We start from the raw sequence: 25,026 nt of genomic DNA, 5'->3' as shown, positions 1-25,026 counted from the left end.
CGATAGGGTTGCATATCACGGTTGCTCCCGTTGCCATTCAAAGGCAATCGGGGCTCCTCTTGACATGGAGAATTTCAATATGCGCTTTTTGAGCGTCTCACTTGCCGCCGCGGTTCTTGCTGTCACAGCTTCCGCTCATGCATCGGAAAACAGCCCAAAGGTCGAGATCGGTACCTTAAGCTGCCTGGTGGAAGGAGAGCACAGCTTTATTGTGGGATCATCGGCAAAACTCGGTTGCAGTTTCAAGCCGGTCGACGGCGGGGAGATCGAGTACTACCGCGGTAATGTCAGGGACTATGGCCTTGATATCGGCACGACCAAAGAGGCAACTCTTGTCTGGGGCGTGTTGGCGCCGTCTGCAAACCGCAAACCGGGCCTTCTCGCAGGGACCTACGGTGGATTGACCGCCGGTGCCAGCCTGGGCGCCGGGATCAAGGCCAACGCGCTACTGGGCGGGTTTGACCGTTCGATCGCACTCAATCCGTTCAGCCTGGAAAGTCAGACCGGCACCAACCTGACGCTCGGCGTCAGCAAACTGACCCTGGAAGCCATCAACTAGACAGTAACTCCGCCCGTTTCACTTCCGGGAAACGGGCGGACCATATTCAGGTGTCCCGCGTTACAAGGCGGTTCATCTTTGAGTGGCGCAGGGCGAATTCACGCGCGCGCACGGATCTGAATAAATACTTCTTTCAGCATTGCGACGATTCAACTGATCAATCTGGTTCTGCCGGACTGCCCTGTCGATCTGCCGTTGCGTTGAAAAATCGGTTTTCTGGCGATCGAGGTTCTGGTTCAGTTGTTGCTCAGCCGAGGGAAGGAGTGAAGTTCCAGGTTGCGGCAACCCGCGCAACTGAACGTTCTGCGCGGCTGCCGGAACAGCGAACAACATCGGGCAAAGCACGAAGAACCAAGAGCACTTACGTATTGTCATGAACACACACCTGCACAGTCGAATTTCCGTTGCGCCTTGTCGGGCGTCTTGAATCTTGCGGAACAGATTAGCTTGAAGCCAGCAGCACGCACAAGATCGGATGACTTTCTCCCGACCTGGAGCTGGAAACCAGTCACTCGACATCTTCACACATCAATACGGCAAGAAACTGTTTCTGCTTCATGTTTGTGCGAGGATCGGCTGAATTGCTGCACTGCGACGTAATATTCCCTTGCTTTGCAGTCATGTTCGGCGCGACGATACGTGATCGCCCCTGGTCGATGTGTCGTCAAAACAAAGGTCCGGCACCGCAAGGCAAGGACTTCGACCTTCGATCCCATCCGGGCGAGACGCGGCAGGCCCGCGTTCCTCACCGGCCAAGCCGCGTATTTCCGGGGATATCCTCGAGCATACGGGAGGCTCTTTATGGCAAACTCTACTAACGGAAAAGGAACAGCTGCCGGCAGTACGCCGCGCTGTATCGCCCTAGTCGGTCCGTTCGGCAGCGGGAAGACCAGTCTCTTGGAGGCTTTGCTGGCGCGAACGGACAAACTGGCCCGGCAGGGGACAGTTACCGACGGCAATACTGTAGGTGATGCTTCGCCGGAGGCGCGGTCTCACGGCATGAGCGTGGAGGTCAATGTTGCAGATACGGAATATCTGGGCGACCGGTTCGTCTTTGTTGACTGTCCCGGGTCGGTTGAATTCCTGAGTGAAATGGACGGAGCGCTCAGCGGCGTCGATATGGCGGTCGTTGTGGCGGAGGATGACGAGCGCAAGGTTCCCGCGCTTCAACTCATCCTGAAAGCTCTCGAAGCCCGCGCCATTCCGCGGGTTTTGTTTTTGAACAAGATCGACAAGAGCAGCCGGCGTGTACGGGATGTATTGACCGTTCTGCAACCGGCATCCGAGGTTCCGCTGGTATTGAGGCAGATCCCGATCTGGGAAGACAGCCAGGCGACCGGATTTATCGATTTGGCGCTTGAGCGGGCCCATGTCTATCACGAGAAGGAACCCAGCACGGAAATCGACATGTCCGATGAAGACCGGACGCGCGAACACGAAGCCCGCTTTACCATGCTCGAACATCTCGCCGATCACGACGATGATCTGATGGAAGCGCTTCTGGAGGATATCGCACCGGATCGCGACCTCGTTTTTTCCGATCTGGTCAAGGAAATGCAGGACGGACTGATCTGTCCGGTCTTCTTCGGATCGGCCGATCACGGCAACGGTGTCAGCCGGCTTTTAAAGGCGCTCCGGCACGAGGCACCCTTCGTCGATACCCTGTCAAACCGGATTTTGGATGACAACAGCCGTGCGGCACTCCAGGTGATCAAGACCCTGCACACACAGCATGGTGGCAAGATTTCCATTGCACGTGTTCTGGAAGGGCAGGTTTCCGACGGGGACAGCCTCTTCCGCAACGGTCGGGACGAAGTCAAGGTTTCCGGGCTGTTTTCGGTCTTTGGTCAAACTGCCAGCAAAATCGCAACAGCGGGAAAGGGCGATCTCGTCGCACTCGGGCGTCTTGAACACGTGGAAACAGGTGATCTTCTCAGTCACGATGAAGGTGCATTTACCGGGCTTAACTCGCCCGAGCCGCGCAGCCCGGCCCTTGCGACCGCTATTGAAGCGGTGCAGAGAAAAGATGAAGTCCGTTTGTCCGCTGCACTGGCCAAGCTAGCGGAAGAAGATCCATCTCTGTCCATCAGCCAGAACCAGACCACGGCAGAAACACTTTTGAAAGGCCAGGGCGAGATGCATCTGCGGGTGGCGCAGGAACGTCTGGCAGGCAAGTACGGTCTGGATGTATCGGCACATACGCCGCATATCCCCTACGCGGAGACCATCCGTGCCAGGACAAAGGTTCGGGGGCGCCACAAGAAACAATCCGGTGGACACGGTCAATTCGGAGATGTCGTACTGGAGATTTCGCCGCTTCCCAGAGGCGAGGGAATTCAGTTCTCCGACACGATCACCGGTGGAGTTGTACCCAAACAGTACATTCCCTCCGTCAGGGATGGTGCATTGGATGCGTTGGGACGCGGCACGTTCGGATTTCCGGTTGTGGATGTGGCGATCTGCCTGACCGACGGCTCCTATCACTCCGTCGACAGTTCGGACCAGGCCTTCAAAATGGCCGGCGCGCTGGCAATCCGAGAAGGCTTGCCGGATTGCAAACCGGTGCTTCTGGAGCCAATCCACAAAGTGGTTATCGCCTGCCCCAACGATGCCACCGCGAGGGTCAATGCGATCGTGTCTGCAAGAAGGGGACAACTTCTCGGCTTTGACGCAAGGCCGAGCTGGCCAGGTTGGGATGAGGTGCAGGCGCTGTTGCCGGAAGCAGAAATCGGCGACCTGATTATCGAACTCAGATCAGCCACGGCCGGCGTTGCCAGTTATGTATCGGAATTCGACCACATGGCGGAACTTTCCGGCAAGGCTGCCGAACAGGCACTGCAACGCTCGGGCAAGCAGGCCGCATAGAAGGCACTGGAGCGCGTTGAAACGGCAGCTCGGAGAGGGGTCAAGCTGTCCCTCTCCAATATCACGTGGTCGCGATGGCAAGACCGGCGTCCAGCCCGGTTTACAAACTTTTGGACGAGACTGAACGGCTCCATCCTGATCACTCCCGATCAAGTTCTTCCCATGCCCGGTCACCAGGGCGTTATTTGCCTTTGAAGGCCGATTCCGGTTCTGTCTTTGGCAAACAGGAGTTGGACCATGAATATCTTGAAAAAGCGCAGCTGGGAGCTTCCGGGGCGTGATGCAACGCCGGAGCACGTGTTTTTGAACCGCCGCCAGATCCTTGCCGGAATAGTTGGAGGTGGAGTGCTTGCCGGATCGGGTCTTGGCGTGCGGCCCGCCTTTGCCGAAGAAGACCCGAGTGCGGGGCTTTATCCTGTCAGCCGCAATCCAGCCTTCAAGCTGGATCGTGAGCTAACGGCGGAAGATATCGCGTCCAAGTATAACAATTTCTATGAATTCGGATCACACAAGCAGATCTGGCCTGCTGCCCAGAAACTGCAGATCAGACCCTGGACGGTGACGCTGGACGGCCTGGTCGACAATCCGCAAATCGTCGACATAGATACGTTGTTGTCCAAAATGCCTCTTGAAGAACGGCTCTACCGTCATCGCTGTGTGGAAGCCTGGTCCATGGCCGTGCCCTGGTCGGGATTCCCGCTCGCCGAACTGGTGAAACTGGCTGGACCGCAGTCGGGCGCAAAATATCTGCGTTTCGAGACTTTCCTTGAGCCGTCCGTTGCCAACGGTCAGAAGCAGAGCTGGTATCCCTGGCCCTATGTCGAGGGGCTCACGCTGGACGAGGCAACCAACGAACTGGCTTTCATGGCCACCGGTGTTTACGGTAAGCCGCTCGCCAAACAGTTCGGAGCACCGATACGACTGGTGACACCGTGGAAATACGGCTTCAAGTGCATCAAGTCGGTTGTCCGGATCTCTTTCACCGATCAGCGTCCGGTGAGCTTCTGGGAAGAAATCCAGCCGAAGGAATACGGTTTCTGGGCGAACGTGAACCCGGAAGTACCGCATCGCCGCTGGTCTCAGGCTTCCGAAAAAATACTTGGAACGGACGAGCGCCGTGACACGCTTCTTTACAATGGCTACCAGGAACAGGTCGCCGGACTCTATAAAGATCTGGGCGGTGAAAACCTGTTCATGTGAGGAATTGTCAGTGTGATTTGCTGCGCCGCAGCATGCTCTGGGCAAAAAAAGAGCCGGGTCCTAAAAGACCCGGCAGTTTATTTTGATTCACTGAAAACAGTGGAATCACCTTCCAGAGGGGAACAGCTGGTCTGGGCATCACTGGGAGGAGGACGTGACACCCGTGTGACCAACAGTGATGCTTATATGCGGTGCACAAGCTGCATAAACAAGTGGCAGTGGTGCAAATCTGCTATGCACTTACCGCAGGGCTATGTGTCGAAAGATTTTGGCGTGCAAAAAGTTATTTGATTACAGATAATTAACAATCCAGTTGAGCTGGTTTCAACTAAATTTAATCGATTATCCTGCTGAAAACATTCGTATCAAATGTCAAAAAACAGGTTTTCCTGACTGTTCGTCGAAGTCGATTTTGCCTAAATCCAAATCAGCAGACCGCGGTCAGCTTGCCTTTCGTGGCCTGTCTCAATAGACCCACTTTTCGGCGCTGCTCAGCAAGAATTCCCGGAAGGCCTTGACGCGTGCAGTGTTCTTCAGCTCAGACGGATAGACGAAATAAGTATCGAACGAGGGGACCTTGTCTTCCTGTTCTGTCAGAACCGGCACCAGATTGGTTGCATGGTCGATAATGTAGTCAGGCAATATGGCAATGCCCACGCCCGACTGGACTGCACGTTTGATCGCAACCAGATTGTTGACTTTCAGGACGGACCGGCGTGGTTCGGTTGCCGGCCTGCCGGCAGCTTCCAGCCAGTTCATCGAGCGAAGGTAAGCCGGAGCCTGTTCGCCGAACGTGATGATCCGGTGATTGTCGATATCTTCAATCGAGGATGGGGATCCGAACCGCTGTATGTATTCAGGCGCGGCATAGACGTGAAAATGCACGGTAAACAGCTTGCGCTGAATCAGATCCGGCTGCGTGGGTTGGCGCAATCGGATGGCGACATCCGCTTCACGCATGCCGAGGTCGAGTTCGTCATCATCGAAGATCAGATGCAGGTCGACGTCAGGATAGAGTTCGACAAAGCTCTTTATCCGTGAGGTCAGCCAGGTCGAGCCGAGGCCGACCGTGGTGGTAACACGCAAAATCCCGGACGGTTTGTCCTTGCTGTCCGTGAGGCTGGACTGAACGGACTCCAGCTTCATCAGAACGTCGGCAGCGGTTCGGTAAAGCAATTCGCCCTGTTCGGTCAACAACAGTCCGCGAGCGTGACGGTGGAACAGCGACACGCCCAGGTCATGCTCAAGAGCACTGACCTGACGGCTGACGGCCGACTGGCTCATATGCAGGGTGTCGCCTGCATGGGTGAAGCTGCCCGCCTGAGCGGCCGCATGAAAGATGCGCAATTTGTCCCAATCCATGCGTGCCCCTCCGCAGGACGTTCAGGCTGCCTTATTCGGCTGCCTGTCGTGTTGATGCCGTCTCATGCTCGGCCAGAAACTTCTCCGCTTCAAGGGCAGCCATGCAGCCCATTCCAGCCGCAGTGACGGCCTGACGGTAAATGTCGTCCGTAACGTCACCGGCTGCAAAGACACCCGGAATGGATGTTTTGGTCGAATCCGGTGCTGTTTCCAAGTAGCCGTTCGGTTTCAGCGTCAGCTGGTCCTTGAAGAGTTCCACGGACGGTGCGTGTCCGATTGCGATGAAGACGCCATCGGTCGAAATCTCCCGGAGTTCGCCGTTTCCGGTGTTTTTCAGGCGAACGCCCGTAACCCCTTTCGGCTCGCCACCGCCAAGAATTTCATCAACCTGATGATCCCAGACAACCTCGATTTTGGGGTTCCGGAAAAGGCGGTCCTGAAGAATTTTTTCCGCGCGCAAGCTGTCGCGGCGGTGCACCAGTGTAACCTTGGAAGCGAGATTGGCAAGATAAAGGGCTTCTTCGACCGCCGTGTTGCCGCCGCCGACCACGACGACTTCCCTGTTGCGGTAGAAAAAACCGTCACATGTCGCACATGCAGAAACGCCGGCGCCCATGTAGTCCTGCTCGGAAGGCAATCCGAGCCAGCGGGCCTGGGCACCGGTGGCGATTACGAGTGTGTCCGCGGTAAACACCGTTCCGCTGTCTGCTTCAAGCCGGAATGGTCGTTGCGACAGATCGGCCTTCACGATCGTGTCGTAAACAAGCTTTGTACCGACATTTTCCGCCTGTTTCTGCATCTGCTCCATGAGCCACGGACCCATGACGGGATCGGCAAAACCGGGATAATTTTCCACGTCAGTGGTTATGGTCAACTGCCCCCCCGGCTGAATGCCGGCGACCAGTGTCGGTTCGATCATGGCGCGCGCGGCGTAGATAGCAGCGGTATATCCGGCGGGCCCGGAGCCGACGATCAAAAGCTTGCTGTGTTCCGTGCTCATGAAGTTACCTGTTTCCTGTCTTCTTCCTCAGCCTGTTCGTCAACGATGCGGTGACTCAGGTTGCCGCTTCCCTCTGTCGTGAAGCTGAAAAATCACTCCTGATGCGATCCGCTATGACAGGCGTCGCGTCTATCGGCTCGTAGGTAGTGGTTTTTATCGGACCTGGAAAGGGGTGTATTACACCCTGGCGTTCCAAACTCTCCAAAAAATTGGTGATTTTGCCGTGACCGCCGCCCGGGTGAAACACATGAACGGGTTTTCCTGTCGCAGCGGCCTCGCCGATCATGTTGGTCGAATCAGCCGTTGCGATTATTGCATCTGCCTTTGCCAGATAATGTCCAAGCGGATTCGGCGCGTCGCCGGCCCAGAACAGATGCTTGCCGGACGTCGCCAGCCCGGCCAGACCTGACGAGAGTGCCGGTGGCGTGCGACGGGACACGGTGATCATGAAGTGGGCGCTTTCTTCCTCTTCTGTCCGTTTCAAGCTGTTCAGAAGGTGCTGCTGATCGTCCGGGCTGAAGGTATGATGGCGGCTGTCACCTCCAATGAGAACGGCTACTCGAGGATGTGGCAACCGGTCGATGTCAGGAATACTTTCATCGCGCAGCGAAGCGAGTGTCGAAGACGAAAAACGGTGCGGCGAAGTCGGTGTGACGAGAACATTGCGGCCACGCAGACTGTCGTGCGCCGGCACCCAGATCAGATCTGCAGCGTGCGGTCCCGTTCTGGGATCCTTCAGGAAAACCGTAAACGTCCGTCCTCCTGAAAGTCTCTTGATCCGGCGAAGATAAGCCGCGGCGCGACGGCCCGAGCCAATGACGATATCAGGGTAAGGCGGGGCGATCGGGCTGCCGGGACGTGTTTCCCACTCGCGCGGGTCGGTTGGCCCGTAAGGAAGCCACCAGGAAAACGGTGGTCGTGGGGCAATGGTCCGAACCTCGTATGGAACACCCAACGCACTCGCGACGCCGATACACTGGGCTAGGTCTCCGGCCTTGCCATCCGTCACAATCCAGATGGATGCAGGGGAGGTCTCCGGCTCAATGTGCATTTAAGGAGAACTTCCCCTATCGTAATCTTTCGGAATCGTGCGCGATTTTGTTATAGTCTTGCACAAATGCGCAAATAATCATAACTCGGCACCATCAAAAGCTTATAGCGGGGAACTCGCTTCCTGCAATATGCCAACCCGGTTCAGCAACACCTACCCACAGTCGGGTCAACAGGCAAACCTCAAAGGAGACAGGATTGAAAGCGCGGCTTGATGCCATTGATTGGCAGATCCTGAAAGAACTGCAAGACGACGGCCGGATGACCAATGTCGAGCTGGCGCGACGCGTCGGCATATCCGCACCGCCTTGCCTGCGCCGCGTCAGGGCTCTGGAGGAAGCGGGGCTCATCCAGGGCTACCGGACCCTGTTGGACGAGAAACAGCTGGGCTATGACGTAACCGCCTTTGCCATGGTGGGCCTGCACAGTCAGACAGAGGCGGATCTGATTGCCTTTGAACAGACGGTGCAGAACTGGTCGCTGGTTCGCGAAAGTTACATGCTCTCAGGAGAAGTGGATTTCCTGTTGAAATGCGTGTCGCCGGACCTGCAGACCTTCCAGAATTTCGTGATCCGGGAGCTGACCGCCGCGCCGAACGTCGACAGCGTGCGCACTGCCCTGACCATTCGCAGGACCAAGGATGAGCCTGTGGTTCCGATCACAGGATAACGATCACAAGCTCTAGTTTGCGGCAGCTTGTGTCTGACGCTCTTTCATACCCTGGAGTTTCTTGTTCAGCCTGGACATCATGGAAATGTCCCTGAGAGCAGTCGCAACGAGTGTAAAGGCAACACTCAGGAGCGCGCAGGTTGTCAGGATTGCGACCGGCAGAAACTGATCATAGTGATAAGCGTCGAGCGCCCTGTCGATCGGATCGACGCCGGAATAAAGCCTGTTGCGGATGGTTTCGCGATAGGCGCCGAGTTCCAGCGAGCCCTGCTTGATGTATCTGAGGCCGAGAACGAGCAGAATGACCGCAGTGGCCAGCGCAATCAGAAAACCGAACATCTGCAATGCAAACGCGTAGGCATTCTCATGCCGGCGCTTGACGATGCGTGTGAAAACACGCCGCTCACGCGCATCCAGCCTGGAATACACATACCAGCGATAGATCCAGAGCGGGACGGCAGCGACCAGCAGCCACACTCCGATTGCATGAAAGACCATCACCAGACCTCCGACACATACCGGTAGCTACCTTAGCGATTGACCGGCATGCGTCAAAGGGAAAACGGCAGTGATCGACTGACGCCGTGTCAGACCTTATCTGATTGGAATGTCAAAGGTTCAGGTGAATTTGACTTGAACAATTTCGTAAGAGCGGGCTCCCCCGGGAGCGGCCACTTCAACGCTGTCACCAACCGACTTTCCGATAAGCGCGCGTGCGATCGGAGAGGAGATGGAAACCTTGTTCTGCTTCACGTCGGATTCAACGTCACCGACGATCATGTAGCGCTTTTCCTCTTCGGTGTCCTCATCGATGAGCGACACGGTCGCTCCGAATTTGATGATTTCGCCGGACAACTTGGTGACATCGATGACTTCTGCGCGCGACAGTTTGTCCTCAAGTTCCGCAATACGGCCTTCGTTCAGGCTCTGGGCTTCCTTGGCAGCATGGTATTCGGCATTTTCCGACAGATCGCCGTGCGCTCGCGCTTCGGATATGGCATCGACGATGCGCGGACGCTCAACCGTGGTACGTTCCTTCAGTTCGACCTGAAGCATATTGTAACCGGCAGAGGTCATCGGAACTTTTTCCATGGGTCTCAGACCTTCAGCTTATTGGATCCTTTTAAGCTGGTTTCGCTCTCTATAAGGACCACGTATTTACAAAAACAAACCAACCGGGAAAGGCGCGCTTTCCCGGCCGGTCGCGTATATAATAGCCTTAGCCGAAGTAGGATTGTAAAGGTCTTACTTCAAGGCTTCCCGCCTTGTGGGCGGTGATGCCTTTGGCTGCTGCGACGGAACCTGCAAGGGTCGTGTAATACGGAACCTTGTTCAGGAGCGCCGCCCGGCGCATCGACCGGCTGTCGGCAATGGCCTGCGCACCTTCCGTTGTGTTGAAGACAAGCTGGACGTCACCGTTCTTGACAGCATCGACGATATGCGGGCGGCCTTCAAGCACCTTGTTGATTTTCTTCACCGCAATGCCCTGGTCTTCCAGGAATTTCTGGGTTCCGCCCGTGGCAATTATGGAAAATCCGGCCTGCTCCAGGCTGCGCACGGCATCCACGACGCCTTCCTTGTCTGCGTCGCGCATCGAAACGAAAACTGTTCCCTGATCAGGAACGCCGGTGCCCGATCCGATCTGGGACTTGGCAAATGCCGTTCCGAATGCCGTGTCCAGACCCATGACTTCTCCGGTGGAGCGCATTTCCGGGCCAAGGATGGTGTCGACACCGGGGAAACGGGCGAACGGGAAGACGGCTTCCTTTACCGCAATGTGATCCAGCTTGCTCTCGCTCAAGCCAAAGGAAGCGAGGCTTTCGCCGGCCATGACCCGGCTGGCGATCTTGGCGATCGGCGCTCCAACCGTCTTGGCGACGAAAGGAACCGTCCGTGACGCTCTCGGGTTGACCTCAAGAACATAGATCTCGTCGCCCTTGATGGCATATTGGACATTCATCAGACCGCCGACTTCAAGACCCAGCGCCAACGCTGTTGTCTGGCGCTTGAGTTCTGCAATGAGCTCTTCAGACAACGAGAATGGGGGCAATGAGCACGCGCTGTCGCCGGAGTGAATTCCCGCTTCTTCGATATGCTCCATGATGCCGCAGACAAAAACGTCCTTGCCGTCGCACAGCGCGTCGACATCGACTTCGATTGCACCCTGCAGATAGCGATCGAAAAGCAGCGGATTGGTGCCAAGGACGGTGTTTATCTGGCCCGTCTTGTCATTTGGATATTTTGCACGAACCTCGGCAGGTACGAGCTCGGGCAGGGTGCCGAGGAGGTAGGAGTTCAGGGCTTCCTCGTCGCGAATGATCTGCATTGCGCGGCCGCCGAGAACATAGGAGGGACGGACCACGAGCGGCAGGCCGAGCTGACCCGCGATCAGGCGACCCTGTTCAACGGAATAGGCAATGCCGTTTTCCGGTTGCTTCAGGCCGAGCTTGATCAGGAGCTTCTGGAACCGGTCTCGATCTTCGGCAAGGTCAATCATGTCCGGCGATGTGCCGAGGATTGGAACGTTCGACTTGACGAGGGCCTGGGCAAGCTTGAGAGGCGTCTGGCCACCGAACTGGACGATCACGCCATGAAGCGTTCCGTTGTCCTGTTCCTTGCGGATGATTTCAAGAACATCCTCAGCCGTGAGCGGTTCGAAATACAGGCGGTCGGACGTGTCGTAGTCCGTCGAAACCGTCTCCGGATTGCAATTGATCATGATGGTTTCGTAGCCGGCCTCGTCGAGGGCGAATGCCGCGTGGCAACAGCAGTAGTCGAATTCGATACCCTGACCGATTCTGTTCGGTCCTCCGCCCAGGATAACAACCTTTTTCCTGTCCGACGGGTTGGCTTCACACGCCGGGGCACCCATGAACGGTGCCTCGTAGGTGGAATACATATATGCGGTCGGCGAGGCAAATTCTGCAGCGCATGTGTCGATGCGCTTGTAAACCGGATGAACATTCAGTTCTTCACGCAGTTTGACGACATTGTCGGCGTCAAGGCCTGCAAGGCTTGCCAGGCGCGCATCGGAGAACCCCATGGATTTCAGCTTACGCAGGTTTGCGGCATCCCGCGGCAATCCGATATTTCTCACCTTGGCTTCCATCGCGAGAATGTCTGCGATCTGTTCCAGGAACCAGGTGTTGATACCACTTGCCTGATTGATTTCCTCGATGGTCATGCCGAAGCGCATGGCCTGCGCGACATTGAGCAGACGCATCGGGGTCGGCGTCGAAACGGCAGCACGCAGGGCGTTCCTGTCATCGCCCTGGTCGAGACCGGCAATTTCAGTCTCGTCGAAACCATTTATGCCTGTTTCCAGGCCCCGCAGTGCCTTTTGCATGCTTTCATTGAATGTCCGGCCAATGGCCATGACCTCGCCGACCGATTTCATGGCCGTGGTCAGTGTCGCTTCCGATCCCGGAAATTTTTCAAAGGCAAAGCGCGGGATCTTGGTTACGACGTAATCGATCGTGGGCTCGAATGACGCGGGGGTCGCGCCGCCGGTAATGTCGTTTTCAAGTTCATCAAGCGTATAGCCGACTGCCAGTTTAGCTGCGATCTTGGCGATCGGAAAGCCAGTTGCCTTCGACGCCAGGGCAGAAGACCGGGAAACCCGCGGGTTCATTTCAATGACCACAAGACGTCCGTTGTCGGGATCGACCGCGAACTGAACGTTGGACCCACCTGTTTCCACGCCGATCTCGCGCAGGACCGAAATCGAGGCGTCGCGCATCATCTGGTATTCTTTGTCGGTCAGGGTCAGGGCAGGCGCGACCGTGATCGAATCGCCGGTGTGGACACCCATCGGGTCGACGTTTTCGATCGAGCAGATGATGATGCAGTTGTCCGCCTTGTCGCGGACGACTTCCATTTCGTATTCCTTCCAGCCCAGAAGGCTTTCATCGATCAGAACCTGTCCGACCGGCGAGGCGTCTATGCCCGAGCGAACGATGGTTTCAAATTCTTCACGGTTATAGGCGACGCCACCGCCAGTGCCGCCGAGCGTAAATGCAGGGCGGATGATTGCGGGCAGGCCGATTTCGTCAAGCGCACGCATCGCCTCCAGATAACCGGCATTGCGATCGTAGCCGGTGATCCTGCCGTTCTCGTCCCGGATGGCGGGTGACGAGGCAATGGCGGCGCGCGGGTTTTCAAGTCCGATCGTGTCCATTGCGGCCCGGAACTTTTCGCGGTCCTCGGCTTTTTCGATCACATCACCGCGGGCGCCGATCATCTCGACACCGAACTTCTCCAGAACACCCATCTGTTCCAGGTCGAGCGCACAGTTGAGCGCGGTCTGTCCGCCCATGGTCGGCAAAAGCGCGTCCGGCCGTTCCTTCTCGATGATCCTGGCGACGAGGTCAGGCGTGATTGGCTCGATATAGGTCGCGTCCGCAAGGTCAGGATCAGTCATGATCGTGGCCGGGTTGGAATTGACCAAGATGATCCGGTAGCCCTCTTCGCGCAACGCCTTGCAGGCCTGAGTACCGGAGTAGTCGAATTCGCAGGCCTGCCCGATAACGATCGGACCGGCACCAATAATCAGGATGGAAGAGATATCTGTGCGTTTGGGCATCTCGGCTCTCAGCTCGCAGTGGCCAGTCCGGAGTAGCGCTTTCGCTATTCGGTCTGGTTCTGTCTAAAAGTAAGTGACGATGTTGGCTGAGCGCGTCTTATAGGGAAAAGCTCTGCACTATGAAACCCCGGCAGGACGACAAGACGACGTTTTCCGAATGGAATTGATGCGATTAGTCGGTTTCTGACGGTTCGATTTTCAATGGTGTTGCCGAAAGACCGTCAAAGTCGCTGATTCCTTCCGACAGTGCGTAGCAGGCGAGACGTATGGATTTCGGTATTTCGACAGGCCGGCCATCGCGATTGCCCTTCTCGTAGTACTGGATCATGCGTTTTTTCAGACCGAGCCGCTCAGCTGCGTCTTTCTGTTTCAATCCGAGTGTTCGCCTCCAGTGTCGGAATTGTTGCGGAGTCATGCCTGGCACGGAGATTTTTGTTTTCGATTCGGCCATATTTCAATTTATCCAGAGTAACTTGCTTCCGCGTGACCGCACTTTGGAACGGATACGCCGATCAGATTGACAAAAATAACCTGGATCGGTCTTTGTCAATCAAGAAGTGCACAATGTGCTCTTTTTTGCGCGATAGGCGCTTGTTGAAGCGTTTTGACGACCGGTCCAAGACAAGGTGTTGGAGCAATCGGTCATTTATGGGAGAAATTCGAGGAGGCGAGTTTCACCTTCCGGTAAGGGAGGAAAGTCTTCGGCAGCGTGAGTTCTCCACAGGCAACGGAATCCTCAACGTCACTTGGAAAAAAATACAGTATTGTATTTAATCTATGGCAATGCGCGCACTGATAAATTGTTTTTTCGAACTCAATTTATGGTTGTGTATTGGTTTTTATCGAAACGGCCGTGCCACCGGCTAGGTATCATTTAAAAAAAATCAGGTACCTAAATCATTTTGTTTGGGTAAGTTGAGGAAAATTAAGTATTTTTCCCTTTTCTTGCTCCCGTGAAGTTAGTATGGACTGCTGCGGAATTCACGAGAATTGAAAATGTGGTTTATTGGATCTGGATTATCGATAATTAATATTTATGCCCCCTAGTTTGTCCGTGGGGGTGTTTATGGACTGCCAGCTTGGTGATCTTTCTGTCATAATTCAGGGTTTAATTTTCGGTCTTCTGAAACTTCTGCGAAAAATGATCAATATTTCCGATTTTTGCGTAGATTTTAACTATCGAACCAGTGTATTAGTCTGATTGCTAAGTCTCGGCCGTGCAGAGCTGGGGCTTTTCGCCGTGTGCGATGGTAAATAACCGAGAGGTTGTTTTGCATCACTAGTGGGACCTGAGGATCCGGATGTGGGACCGGAAAATCAGGGGTGCTGCAAAGCCTGACCGAACTCGGAACAAAAAAACAAGATCGGGCTTAACATTATGAACAATGTCGCTACCAAAATGGTCGTTGTTCCGGACATAGCAGGTCCGGGACAGGACGTGGTGCTTGATGACCGCGCCCTTGCTATCTCTGAGATGTCTGAGCGCTTCAACGTAACGCTGCGTACCCTGCGGTTCTACGAAGAAAAGGGTCTGCTTAACCCTGTGCGCAAAGGTGCTCGCCGTTTTTATGGCACGCGTGATGTGTCGCGGATGCGGGTCATCCTTCAAGCCAAGAAAATCGGACTGACACTTGCTGAAATTCGGCGGGTGATCAAGCTGGTCGAAAGCAATACCAACAAACAAGACCAGTTCAAGGAATTGCAGGAAATCTGCCAGGGGCAACAAGAGATCCTTGTCGAGCAGAAGCAAATGCTTGATGAGCAGGTTGCCGAGGTTGAACAGATCCTGTCGGCCTTTGATGAACTGATCGCCTGACTCGCCTCATTCAGACAATGCAATGCCCCCGGTTCAGAAATGAGCCGGGGTTTTGCTTTTCCGCGTCCAACTGCGGTGTGTCGAACTCATGAGGCGGACTTCCATTCGTGTTGGAACCGGTTGCCCGCCGGCAGGGCAGACCCTGAATTCACGCGGGTCGGCCGGCCTGCATCAGATCGGTGAACCGCTTGAACAGATAATGGCTGTCACGCGGCCCCGGAGAGGCTTCCGGATGGTACTGGACTGAAAAAACAGGTTTGTCCTTCATGGCCAGACCGCAGTTCGAGCCGTCGAAAAGAGAGACGTGAGTTTGTTCGACATTTTCCGGCAGGCTGTTTGCGTCGACCGCAAAGCCATGATTCATTGATGTGATTTCGACCTTGCCAGTCGTGTGATCGAACACCGGATGATTGGCGCCGTGATGGCCCTGATGCATTTTGATCGTGTCGCCCCCGAGCGCGAGCGCGAGCATCTGGTGACCAAGGCAAATGCCGAAAGTCGGGACACCCTTGTCCAAAACGCCCCTGATCATGTCGACTGAATATTTGCCCGTCGCTGCCGGATCGCCGGGACCGTTGGACAGAAACACACCATCGGGTTCGTGGGCCAGCACATCACTTGCAGTTGCCGTTGCAGGCACAACAGTGACATCGCAACCCGCATCGGTGAGCAGTCGCAGAATATTTCGTTTGATACCAAAATCGATGGCGACGACCTTGTAGGTTGAGCCTTCGGTTTCTCCGTAGCCCTCGTCCCAACGCCAGGTCGTCTGGGACCAGGGGTGTGACTGGGTCGTCGAGGCGTCTTTCGCCAGATCCATGCCGACGAGGCCAGGCCAGTTGGCGGCGGCTGTTTTCAGGCTTTCAACGTCGAAACGACCATCAGGTGCATGAGCGATCACACCGTTGGGAACACCTTTCTCCCTGATCAGCGCGGTCAATGCACGGGTGTCGACGCCGCAGATACCGATCATGTTCCGGCTCTTGAGCCAGGCATCAAGATGTTTTGCAGCCCGGTAGTTGGCCGGATCGGTTATCGGCGCAGCAAGAACGACACCTCGAATTCCGCTGTCGGCGGCCATGTTGACGGTTTCAATATCCTCGTCATTCGTGCCCACATTCCCTATATGCGGAAAAGTGAACGTAATAATCTGACCCGAATAGGAGGGGTCGGTGAGGATCTCCTGATATCCGGTCATGGCCGTATTAAAACAAATCTCACCAACGGCTTGGCCGGTGGCGCCGAGGCCTTGCCCTTCGATTATGCTGCCGTCGGAAAGGACAAGCAGGGCGGTCGCCGGGGTCTCAGACCATGCGTCTGCAGTCGTCATGTCTTGTATCCAGAGTCTGTTGGTGACATCATGCGCTGCAGGATAGGCGTCTGCGACTGGCAAAAATGCCTTTATGCGGCCGTCTGCATCAAGCGCGGGACTCTATGGGAAGCGGCTAGGATCGTCAATATTGATCCTTTGAAAAAAGACCATTAAAATTCAATAGCTTGGCTGAGAAATGTGAAAGGGCGTCAAAACGCCCGCAGGCTCAGTGCGGCAGGGATAGGGTGAACCATGCGCGACGACTTGCGCGAGAGAATCGGCATTGCGTTGAAATCGGCGCAAGAAGAAGGCGACAAGCGGCGCTGCGCGACCTTGCGTCTGATCCAGACCGCCGTCAAGGACAGGGAAGCCTCTGCACGCGACAACGGCAAGGATGGTGTCGGCGATAGCGACGTCATCGAAATCCTTCAGAAAATGATTAGCCAACGGGTAACGTCGGCAAACGAGTTTGAAACCAGCGGGCAGCTCGACCTTGCAGAGCAGGAACGCGTGGAGCAGGAAATCATTCGCGAATTCCTGCCCGTTCAGCTTACCGAAGACGAGATGCGCACACTTTGCGAGGCTACCGTCAAGGACATCGAGGCACATGGTCTGCGCGACATCGGGCGTTGCATGAGCGAGCTGAAAAGCCGGTATCCGGGAAAGATGGACTTTGTTCAGGCGTCCTGCCTTGTGAAGGATATGTTGCGCACGGAAGGCAATGGTCATCACCAGCAACAGGGTGCGGACGAAACCCCGAAGGGCTAACTTGCGAAGCGTCCGGCTTTTGGGTCGAGGGAGTGGGAACCCTTTGCAAGTTGTCCCCGGCTATCAACAGATCTTCAGTTTCCCACTCCCGGTGAAGATCTGAGACTGGCGCTAACCGGCAAGTCATTCTATTTTGTCGGATCATCCTGAAGGTGCGTAGACCAACCGTCAGGCAAAAGCATTCAATCACAGCTGATCGTTCGTCCTCCATGCGTTTTGAACCGCGTCTTCTCGATGAAATCCGCGCCCGTCTGACACTCTCGGATATCGTTGGACGGCGTGTCTCGTGGGACCGTCGCAAAACCCAGCCGGGAAAGGGAGACTTTTGGGCCTGCTGTCCGTTTCATCAGGAAAAAAGCCCGAGCTTTCATGTCGATGACCGGCGCAACAGGTACAAGTGCTTCGGATGCGGTGCGTCCGGCGATCACTTTACCTTCCTGTGTGAAACAGAAGGCCTCAACTTTCCAGAGTCCGTTGAACGCCTTGCCGAACAGGCAGGTGTCGCTTTGCCGGCGCCCGATCCGCAAGCGGCCAAGCGGGAGAAGAGGCGTGCGGGACTTGCCGACATATGCGAAATGGCCGCGCAGTTTTTTCAGGCCGAGCTTGCCGGATACAGAGGCGAAGTTGCACGTTCCTACGTTGCCAAACGTGATCTGACATCCGAGACACTGATGGAATTCCGCTTCGGTTTTGCCCCCGACAGCCGCGATGCACTGAAGACGTTCCTGGCCGCGAGGGACATTCCGGAAGCTGCAATGGTGGAGGCAGGACTTGTCATCCGGCCGGACGACGGGCGGCCTTCCTATGACCGTTTTCGTGGACGCCTGATGATCCCGATCCATGATGACAAGGGCCGAGTGGTCGCGTTTGGCGGGCGGACACTGTTACCCGACGGACAACCAAAATATCTGAATTCGCCCGAGACCCCCCTGTTTCACAAGGGCATCATGCTCTTCAATGCGCATCGTGCCCGCGAACCGGCCTTCAAGACGGGTGAGGCGGTGGTCGTGGAAGGCTATATGGACGCCGTCGCCCTGTGGCAGGCAGGAATCCGGCACGTGGTCGCGTCGCTCGGCACTGCCTTCACGGAAGACCAGGTGGTCCGGCTCTGGAGATTTGCACCCGAACCGGTGATCTGTTTTGACGGTGACGTTGCCGGTGTGTCTGCCGCACATCGGGCAATCGACCGGATCTTTCCGGTCCTCAAAAGCGGCTTTTCGTTTCAATTCTGCTTTCTGCCCGATGGCATGGATCCGGATGATCTGGTCAAGCAGCGCGGGCTGGACGGGTTCCACCAGGAAGTCAGCAAGGCCCAGTCACTGTTCGATGCGGTCTGGGAGCGCGAAATCTCGGTTTCCCGTATCGACACGCCTGAGCGCAAGGCAGCGCTTGAGAAACGCTTTGACGACCTGATCGGAACGATCCGGGACGAACGGGTAAGGCGTCGCTATCAACTCGACCTGAAATTCAAGCTGTCCAACCTGTTTTTCGAGCAGGCCCGGCAATCGCGGCGCGACGGCAAGAAAAGCGCCGAGACGTCCACGGGACTGGGCATGGTGCGTGAGCGGGTTGCCACCAGCAACGACTTTGGAACAGAGCGTCTGGTTCTGGGGTTGTGCATGCGGTTTCCGCATCTGCTTGACAGAAATGTCGAGCGCATATCGCGATTGCCGTTCACCAACGATCTGCACCGGCAGCTTCGCGATATTCTGTGCCGGATCGTTGATGATCTGGAAGCGGCGCCGATAGCGGACCTGACCGGTTCGTTCGATGAACCCCTGCGTGACATCATGCACGAGTTGATGTTGGAAACCATTGGTCTGCAGGAGCAGGGCAAGGCGGAGTTCTTTGCGCTCAACCACCGGTTCCCACTCTTGAAATCCAATCCGCCGGAAGATTTCGTCGAGGCGGCGTACCTGCATTTTCTGGATATTCTAGAATTGACCGCACTTGAAGTGGAGCTTTCCAGCGAGTTGGTCACCGCCGATGAACATCTGGACGAGTTTTCCTGGGCACGCATCCAGGCCCTGACACAGGATTTGAACCGCAGGCGCGAAGAGTGTGCGCGTGATGAAGCCGATCTTGCAGAACGCGCCAAGAAAATCAGAACCGCACCTCCGGTCGCCGTGGCACAATGACCGCCATGCGGCCGCCGGACGTGGTCCAAACCAATGCGAGGGCGAGCTCAGCGCGGGCGAAATTGTTTTTTTGCTGCAAAATCACCCTGTAGACGTGTGAAAAACCACAAAAAACGCATTTTCCAATTGACCGGTGACGAATCACACTTGCGAATCGTGCGCACCGAGCTAAATAGAAGTTTTGCAGCTCTCAAGCGCCGCAGCTTAAAAGCCAGCTAGCGGCAAATAGTCTGAAAAACGCTGCAACCCGTTTGAATACCTCTTCGGCGCTTGCAATTGCGAGGGCCAAATTGAAAGGCCGCGTGCTTCATTGATGCTGAGTACTGTCAATGTCGTGAAGAGCACGGTTAATTGGGACTTAAGGGACACGGCTTACAAACCTATTCACACTGATTCTTCCGGACGCGGCCGCAGGTATTGCCGGCGCGCTGAGGGTAAGTTGGTTTGAAGCCGTTAATAGGGCGCTGCGTGACCCTGATGGTCACGAACTGGAGCACGATATGGTAGCCAAAGCGACACAAGCAGACGAGACACAGGAAGCAAGCTCGGACGGACCGGACGGTCCGCTGCTCGACCTGTCGGATGCCGCTGTCAAGAAAATGATCAAAGCCGCCAAGAAGCGCGGCTACGTCACATATGACGAGCTGAACGAAGTTCTGCCTTCCGAGCAGGTTTCGTCAGAGAAGATCGAAGACACCATGTCCATGCTCTCCGACATGGGTATCAACGTGATCGACTCCGAAGACGCTGAAGACGGCCCGGATGAAGTCGATGGCGGCGAATTGGCGACCACCACCACCACAGCCGTTGCGAAAACAACCAATACCAAAGAACCCGCCGACCGAACCGACGATCCGGTGCGCATGTATCTGCGCGAGATGGGGTCGGTTGAACTGCTCTCCCGCGAGGGCGAGATCGCGATTGCCAAGCGCATCGAGGCCGGTCGGGAAGCCATGATCGCCGGTCTTTGCGAAAGTCCGCTGACATTCCAGGCAATCATTATCTGGCGCGATGAACTCAACGAAGCCCAGGTGCTTCTTCGCGACATTATCGACCTGGAAGCCACTTATGCCGGACCGGACGCAAAGGCAGGCCCCGCAGTTGCAAATGACGATGTTGCCCCGAGCGAAGCCGGCGAGGAAAAGTCCAAGGACGGCGTCTCCGAAGATACGGAGAACGAGGAAGGCGAAGGCGACAGCGACGAGGATGACGACGACGAGTTTGAATCCAACGTCTCCCTCAGCGCGATGGAAGCCGAGCTGAAACCGGGCGTTCTGGAAACCTTCGACAACATTGCGGACAACTACAAGAAACTGCGCCGTCTTCAGGACCAGCTGGTTGAAAACAAGCTGGCCAACAAGACCCTGTCACCGAGCCAGGAGCGCCGTTACAAGAAGCTGAAAGAAGACATCATCGTCGATGTGAAGAGCCTGTCGCTCAACCAGAACCGTATCGATGCTCTGGTTGCCCAGCTCTACGACATCAACAAGCGCCTGATGGGATATGAAGGCCGCTTGCTGCGCCTTGCTGACAGCTACAACGTCGATCGCTCCGATTTTCTGAAGCAGTATCAGGGTGCGGAACTGGACCCGAACTGGCTTCGCAAGGTGGCGAACCTGTCCACTCGCGGCTGGAAGAACTTCATCGCCCGGGAAAAGGAAACCGTTCGCGAGCTGCGCCAGGAAATCCAGACGCTGGCCACGGAAACGGGCCTTGAGATCACCGAATTCCGCCGCATCGTGGCAATGGTGCAAAAGGGTGAGCGCGAAGCACGTATCGCCAAGAAGGAAATGGTCGAGGCGAACCTGCGCCTCGTGATTTCCATCGCCAAGAAATACACCAACCGCGGACTGCAGTTCCTGGATCTCATTCAGGAAGGCAATATCGGCCTGATGAAGGCGGTTGACAAATTTGAGTACAGACGCGGCTACAAGTTCTCCACCTATGCCACTTGGTGGATCCGGCAGGCGATCACGCGCTCGATTGCCGACCAGGCCCGCACGATTCGTATTCCGGTGCACATGATCGAGACGATCAACAAGATCGTCAGAACATCGCGCCAGATGCTGCACGAAATCGGCCGTGAGCCGACCCCGGAAGAACTTGCCGAAAAGTTGCAGATGCCGCTGGAAAAGGTCCGCAAGGTTCTGAAGATTGCCAAGGAGCCGATTTCCCTCGAAACCCCGATCGGGGACGAGGAAGATTCCCACCTCGGCGATTTCATCGAGGACAAGAACGCGGTCCTGCCGATCGATGCGGCGATCCAGTCGAACCTGCGCGAAACCACCACGCGGGTGCTTGCTTCGCTGACACCACGCGAGGAACGTGTTCTTCGCATGCGTTTCGGCATCGGCATGAACACCGACCATACGCTGGAAGAAGTCGGTCAGCAGTTCTCGGTGACGCGCGAGCGTATTCGCCAGATCGAGGCCAAGGCGCTCCGGAAGCTGAAGCACCCGAGCCGTTCGCGCAAGCTGCGCTCGTTCCTGGACAGTTAAGAGGCCGGTCGACGTCTCGCATTTTTTAAAAACCCGGCTGCCATGCCGGGTTTTTTGTTTGGGAGCATGTGGATTTTGGAGCGTTTTCCAACTTAAAAATCTGTTGATACGCTCTAGTCTTCAAGTTTGACGTAATTCCAGACAGAACTCCGATCTCCACCTTTCCCGGAAATGTTCTGTTTGATCGAAGACTTCCGTTCGAGGGCTCATTTTTGGCCATAACCGCAGATACCAACCGTCCGATGACAGAGGCGGCAACGGAAGATCGGCAAGCATTTGCCTGGGGGCTGATGACCTCCCTGGTGCTGCACGGATTGCTGGGACTCGTGCTGCTGGGCGGTATCTCCGGGTATGTCACTGAGCCGGCACAAGAGCCTATCGAGGTGGAGATCGTCACTGTTCCCGCGCTTGAGCTGCCAGAACCGGCCGAAGAGAATTCTGCAGATGAAGAGCCTGCGGCGGCAGAAGAAGAAGCTGAAAACCAGCCTCCCGAACCGGCACCTGAAGAACAGGAAACAGAAGAGCAGGCTCCCGAGCCGACGCCTGCTGCAGAGGCGGAAGAGGAGACACCTGCACCAGTTCTGCAGCCAGTCGAGGAATTTGCCGAAGAAGATTCCGAATCTCAGAACAACGAGCAGGAACCCGTCACCGAACCGCTGGAAGAGGTTGTTGAAGAGGAGGTCCCTGAACTGGAGGAAAGCGAACCTCGCGAGGAAGCGCAGGAAACTGCGGACCTTGACACAGAGGAAGCTGAAGATTTCACAGAGCCAGAGCCAGAGCCAGAGCCAGAGCCAGAGCCAGAGCCAGAGCCAGAGCCAGAGCCAGAGCCGGAGCCGGAGCCGGAGACCGAAGTCGAAACCGAGGTGGAGCCCGAGGTTGAGGTTGAGACCCAGGTGGAGCCCGAGGCTGACCCAGAACCAGAAACTGTTATCGAAACTGAGGTCGCTGAGGATTTCGATCCTTTGGCCGGACCGGTAAACGACACCGGGACCGCGGAAACGCCTGCACCCGAGCCCAAACCTGTGGCGGAAGCGGAAGCCGGAACAGAGGCCGAGACCGATGTGGGCGAGGCGGACGAAATTGCACCGGATGATTTCGGAACGGTTGGGCCGATCTTGACGCAAGCGGCTCCGGCGCCCAAGCCTGCACGCAGGGTCGCGCGGGCAACGCCGCCGACTTCGTCACCGTCGTCCGTCGCCGTTCGTCGCCCGGGTCATGTCCAGGCAAGGCAGCTTTTTTCCAGGACACTGCTGGACAATCAGCGATCCCAAACCGCAATGCGCGGCATGTCACCGGGTCAACGTCTCAATCTGTTGTGCATGACCGAGTTGCGCGCTCAACTGTCGGCAGCCAGTGCGGTGCCACCTGAGCTTCTGCCGTCATTTCGGCCGCAGCCCGGCAGTGTGCTGGAACCTCGCAATGCGGCCTTCCGCAGCCTTGGTCGCTGGTTCGACGTGTCCTTCAGATGCGAAACGGATAGTGACGTGAGAAGAGTGGAAAGATTCAGTTTCAGAATCGGGAACGAAATACCCCAGTCCCAATGGCTTCGCCGGGGATTGACCCAGTTCTGAGTGACAACCCGCGTGCTCTACTTCAGATCGTAGACATCGACCGATCCGAGTGGCCCGGTCATGAGCAACTTCTGGGACTCGAAGGGGAACGGGTCGAAGGCAGCTCGCGTGCCCTGATCGGTCGGCATGGCTTTTACCAGATCGTTTGTGCCGTCGACGCCCAGAAAATAACCCAGCCGGAACCAGACATTCAATTTCATCACCCCCTTTGCTTCGGGAATGCTGTCGTGGTCGGTGTAGGGCGTCCAGGGAAAGACAGGCTGAACCTGCCGGACGGTCTTTTCGACCGAGAAGCCCGGCTTGATTGCCGTGACGAAGGGTATGTTTTCCGATTCGACCAGGATGTCGTCCGGGACTGTGATGATCTGCCGGCTCAGAACCAGCTGACCCTGTTCGATCGTCGCATAGCAGGCATCAACGAGCGGGTAGGCGGAACCGTCAAACTCGCCGTGCAGAACGTCGAAGAGATACATGGTTCTGCCGGACGTATTGTTTACCTGATAGGTCAGCAGCAGCAGACCCTTGTCCTCGCGCAGGTGCGCAGACAGGGTCATGTCGCTGTTCTGGTTCGTGATTGCTGACATTGCTGCCGCCTTTTTCTCGATAGCGCAGGTGAGGCCGAACGCCGTCAGACCTGCCATGAAATTGCGCCGATTAATAGTATGGACGTTGAGGTTGCTTGGGATCCCATTCATCGCGGATCTTGTTCTCGCTGTAAGGTTCCTTGTCGTGTGGCGGGAAACCGACGGTTCTGGCTTCTTCCTTGATGACCTTGGCTTTCTTGGTCGGATCAGACGGATCTGGTTTGCTGTCATTGTCCACCTTTGAAAAGTCCAGTTCACCATCCGCGGCGTGTTGCGCGTGGATCAGCTCATGGGCAAGTCCGATTTCCGGAGGGCGTGTTTTCCAGGCTTCGTCCGAGCCGAGGGTGGTCCGGTTCGGATTGTAATGCACAGTGGTGTCGCAGCCGGATCCCGGCTTGCCGCTGGAATCGAGTTTACCGTCGCTGTTGAAGCCGGTGACCTTGTTGCCGCCGGATGTCTCCTTGATCGTGATCGTCTTGCCGGACTTGTGGAGATCGTTCAGCAACTTTGCCCCGGATGGCGTCTGGGCAATCTTGGCCAGTGCCTGAACGGTTTTTTCCCGGAATTCTTCTGTGCCCTCGATCTTGATGGAGGGCCCGACATTGGTTGTGCCGACAGGGCCGGGTCCGGCCGCTGCTCCACCGCCAGCGCCGCCACCGGCTCCGCCGCCGGCACTCATGCCGATAAGCACGCGCGGGTACCCGGTAACGATGGATCCGGCTTTCAATGTCAGGTCCGTCATCCGTGCGGCTGGCAATTTTTCCACCAGTACATTCCAGGCGCCGGTCACGATCGGGTCGCCACCGATGGGGGGAGGCGGGCCGACACAGACGCACAGGTCGGTCACGCGCGCTTGCGGTGACATCCCGGTTATCACGGTCCACGCGCCCTTCCATACAATGGGAGCGGGAACGCCCATGCACATCGGGCAAGTATGCATATCGAAAAGAATGCGCGCTGCTGGAAACTTCATGGACAAACCAGTTCTTGAAAATATCTTGCGAAAATTTTCGGCTGTCCCGCTCGTTTAGTCAATGCCGCTGCGTCACACT

Annotated in this window: 19 protein-coding genes; 9 read left to right on the top strand and 10 right to left on the bottom strand. The window is 56.3% G+C overall.

Features of this window, described 5'->3' with window-relative positions; genetic code table 11:
- The first annotated feature begins 79 nt into the window (after window positions 1-79).
- From ACO6TI_RS27795 to msrP, 3 genes are all read left to right on the top strand, one after another.
- Window positions 80-559 (top strand): DUF992 domain-containing protein, encoded by a 480-nt coding sequence (locus ACO6TI_RS27795; protein ID WP_029061069.1) that lies wholly within the window; start codon window positions 80-82, stop codon window positions 557-559.
- Window positions 560-1,360: 801 nt separating this feature from the next.
- Window positions 1,361-3,424: an elongation factor G gene (locus ACO6TI_RS27790; protein ID WP_055117668.1), complete on the top strand. Its 2,064-nt coding sequence runs from the start codon at window positions 1,361-1,363 to the stop codon at window positions 3,422-3,424.
- A gap of 237 nt (window positions 3,425-3,661) precedes the next feature.
- Entirely contained in the window at window positions 3,662-4,624 is a 963-nt protein-coding gene (gene msrP, locus ACO6TI_RS27785; RefSeq protein ID WP_104703811.1) for a protein-methionine-sulfoxide reductase catalytic subunit MsrP, read from the top strand.
- 465 nt (window positions 4,625-5,089) lie between these two features.
- Here the strand turns inward: msrP and ACO6TI_RS27780 are convergent, their stop codons facing one another.
- The 3 genes from ACO6TI_RS27780 to ACO6TI_RS27770 are packed head-to-tail and all read right to left on the bottom strand — an operon-like array spanning window position 5,090 to window position 8,037.
- On the bottom strand, window positions 5,090-5,986 hold the full coding sequence (locus tag ACO6TI_RS27780) for a LysR family transcriptional regulator (RefSeq protein ID WP_055117665.1): 897 nt from the start codon (window positions 5,984-5,986) through the stop codon (window positions 5,090-5,092).
- Between the two features lie 31 nt (window positions 5,987-6,017).
- Window positions 6,018-6,986, bottom strand: coding sequence for a thioredoxin-disulfide reductase (gene trxB, locus ACO6TI_RS27775; RefSeq protein ID WP_055117663.1), 969 nt, complete (start codon window positions 6,984-6,986; stop codon window positions 6,018-6,020).
- Window positions 6,987-7,041: 55 nt separating this feature from the next.
- Complete coding sequence (locus tag ACO6TI_RS27770; RefSeq protein WP_104703809.1) at window positions 7,042-8,037, bottom strand: mitochondrial fission ELM1 family protein; 996 nt, start codon at window positions 8,035-8,037, stop codon at window positions 7,042-7,044.
- 197 nt (window positions 8,038-8,234) lie between these two features.
- On the opposite strand from ACO6TI_RS27770, the gene ACO6TI_RS27765 reads away from it, so the two are divergent.
- Entirely contained in the window at window positions 8,235-8,705 is a 471-nt protein-coding gene (locus ACO6TI_RS27765) for an Lrp/AsnC family transcriptional regulator (RefSeq protein WP_029061077.1), read from the top strand.
- A 12-nt stretch (window positions 8,706-8,717) separates the two neighbouring features.
- Here the strand turns inward: ACO6TI_RS27765 and ACO6TI_RS27760 are convergent, their stop codons facing one another.
- The 4 genes from ACO6TI_RS27760 to ACO6TI_RS27745 all read right to left on the bottom strand — a co-directional run bounded on the left by ACO6TI_RS27760 (window position 8,718) and on the right by ACO6TI_RS27745 (window position 13,702).
- Window positions 8,718-9,203: a hypothetical protein gene (locus tag ACO6TI_RS27760; protein WP_055117659.1), complete on the bottom strand. Its 486-nt coding sequence runs from the start codon at window positions 9,201-9,203 to the stop codon at window positions 8,718-8,720.
- Window positions 9,204-9,323: 120 nt separating this feature from the next.
- Window positions 9,324-9,797: a transcription elongation factor GreA gene (gene greA, locus ACO6TI_RS27755; protein WP_055117657.1), complete on the bottom strand. Its 474-nt coding sequence runs from the start codon at window positions 9,795-9,797 to the stop codon at window positions 9,324-9,326.
- A 127-nt stretch (window positions 9,798-9,924) separates the two neighbouring features.
- A complete protein-coding gene (gene carB, locus ACO6TI_RS27750; RefSeq protein ID WP_422383794.1) occupies window positions 9,925-13,287 on the bottom strand; it encodes a carbamoyl-phosphate synthase large subunit in 3,363 nt (1,120 codons plus the stop codon).
- A gap of 172 nt (window positions 13,288-13,459) precedes the next feature.
- Window positions 13,460-13,702, bottom strand: a complete 243-nt coding sequence (locus ACO6TI_RS27745; protein WP_082442908.1) for a helix-turn-helix domain-containing protein — start codon at window positions 13,700-13,702, stop codon at window positions 13,460-13,462.
- A 1,023-nt stretch (window positions 13,703-14,725) separates the two neighbouring features.
- Here ACO6TI_RS27745 and ACO6TI_RS27740 point away from each other — a divergent pair.
- Window positions 14,726-15,103 carry a MerR family transcriptional regulator gene (locus tag ACO6TI_RS27740; RefSeq protein WP_208992757.1) on the top strand — a complete coding sequence of 126 codons (378 nt, stop codon included), beginning with the start codon at window positions 14,726-14,728 and terminating at the stop codon, window positions 15,101-15,103.
- 148 nt (window positions 15,104-15,251) lie between these two features.
- On the opposite strand, the gene carA is transcribed toward ACO6TI_RS27740, so the two are convergent.
- A complete protein-coding gene (gene carA / locus ACO6TI_RS27735; protein ID WP_055118055.1) occupies window positions 15,252-16,433 on the bottom strand; it encodes a glutamine-hydrolyzing carbamoyl-phosphate synthase small subunit in 1,182 nt (393 codons plus the stop codon).
- Between the two features lie 246 nt (window positions 16,434-16,679).
- Between carA and ACO6TI_RS27730 the strand changes: the two genes are divergently transcribed.
- From ACO6TI_RS27730 to ACO6TI_RS27715, 4 genes are all read left to right on the top strand, one after another.
- Entirely contained in the window at window positions 16,680-17,183 is a 504-nt protein-coding gene (locus ACO6TI_RS27730; protein ID WP_422385339.1) for a GatB/YqeY domain-containing protein, read from the top strand.
- A gap of 209 nt (window positions 17,184-17,392) precedes the next feature.
- Window positions 17,393-19,321 (top strand): DNA primase, encoded by a 1,929-nt coding sequence (dnaG, locus tag ACO6TI_RS27725; RefSeq protein WP_422383793.1) that lies wholly within the window; start codon window positions 17,393-17,395, stop codon window positions 19,319-19,321.
- Window positions 19,322-19,821: 500 nt separating this feature from the next.
- Window positions 19,822-21,819 carry an RNA polymerase sigma factor RpoD gene (gene rpoD / locus ACO6TI_RS27720; protein ID WP_029061012.1) on the top strand — a complete coding sequence of 666 codons (1,998 nt, stop codon included), beginning with the start codon at window positions 19,822-19,824 and terminating at the stop codon, window positions 21,817-21,819.
- A 212-nt stretch (window positions 21,820-22,031) separates the two neighbouring features.
- Window positions 22,032-23,390, top strand: coding sequence for a DUF930 domain-containing protein (locus ACO6TI_RS27715; protein WP_422383792.1), 1,359 nt, complete (start codon window positions 22,032-22,034; stop codon window positions 23,388-23,390).
- Window positions 23,391-23,407: 17 nt separating this feature from the next.
- Here the strand turns inward: ACO6TI_RS27715 and ACO6TI_RS27710 are convergent, their stop codons facing one another.
- Both ACO6TI_RS27710 and ACO6TI_RS27705 read right to left on the bottom strand, forming a co-directional pair.
- Window positions 23,408-24,031 carry a hypothetical protein gene (locus ACO6TI_RS27710; protein ID WP_422383791.1) on the bottom strand — a complete coding sequence of 208 codons (624 nt, stop codon included), beginning with the start codon at window positions 24,029-24,031 and terminating at the stop codon, window positions 23,408-23,410.
- Window positions 24,032-24,044: 13 nt separating this feature from the next.
- The gene (locus tag ACO6TI_RS27705; RefSeq protein ID WP_282044966.1) at window positions 24,045-24,947 is read right to left on the bottom strand and encodes a M91 family zinc metallopeptidase; all 903 of its coding nucleotides are present in this window, start codon (window positions 24,945-24,947) and stop codon (window positions 24,045-24,047) included.
- Window positions 24,948-25,026 lie beyond the last annotated feature (79 nt).

This window comes from Roseibium album (assembly GCF_965233825.1).
GTDB lineage: Bacteria > Pseudomonadota > Alphaproteobacteria > Rhizobiales > Stappiaceae > Roseibium > Roseibium album.
Note: the sequence above shows the minus strand (reverse complement) of the source record. Positions and strands in the feature narration are given on the sequence as shown.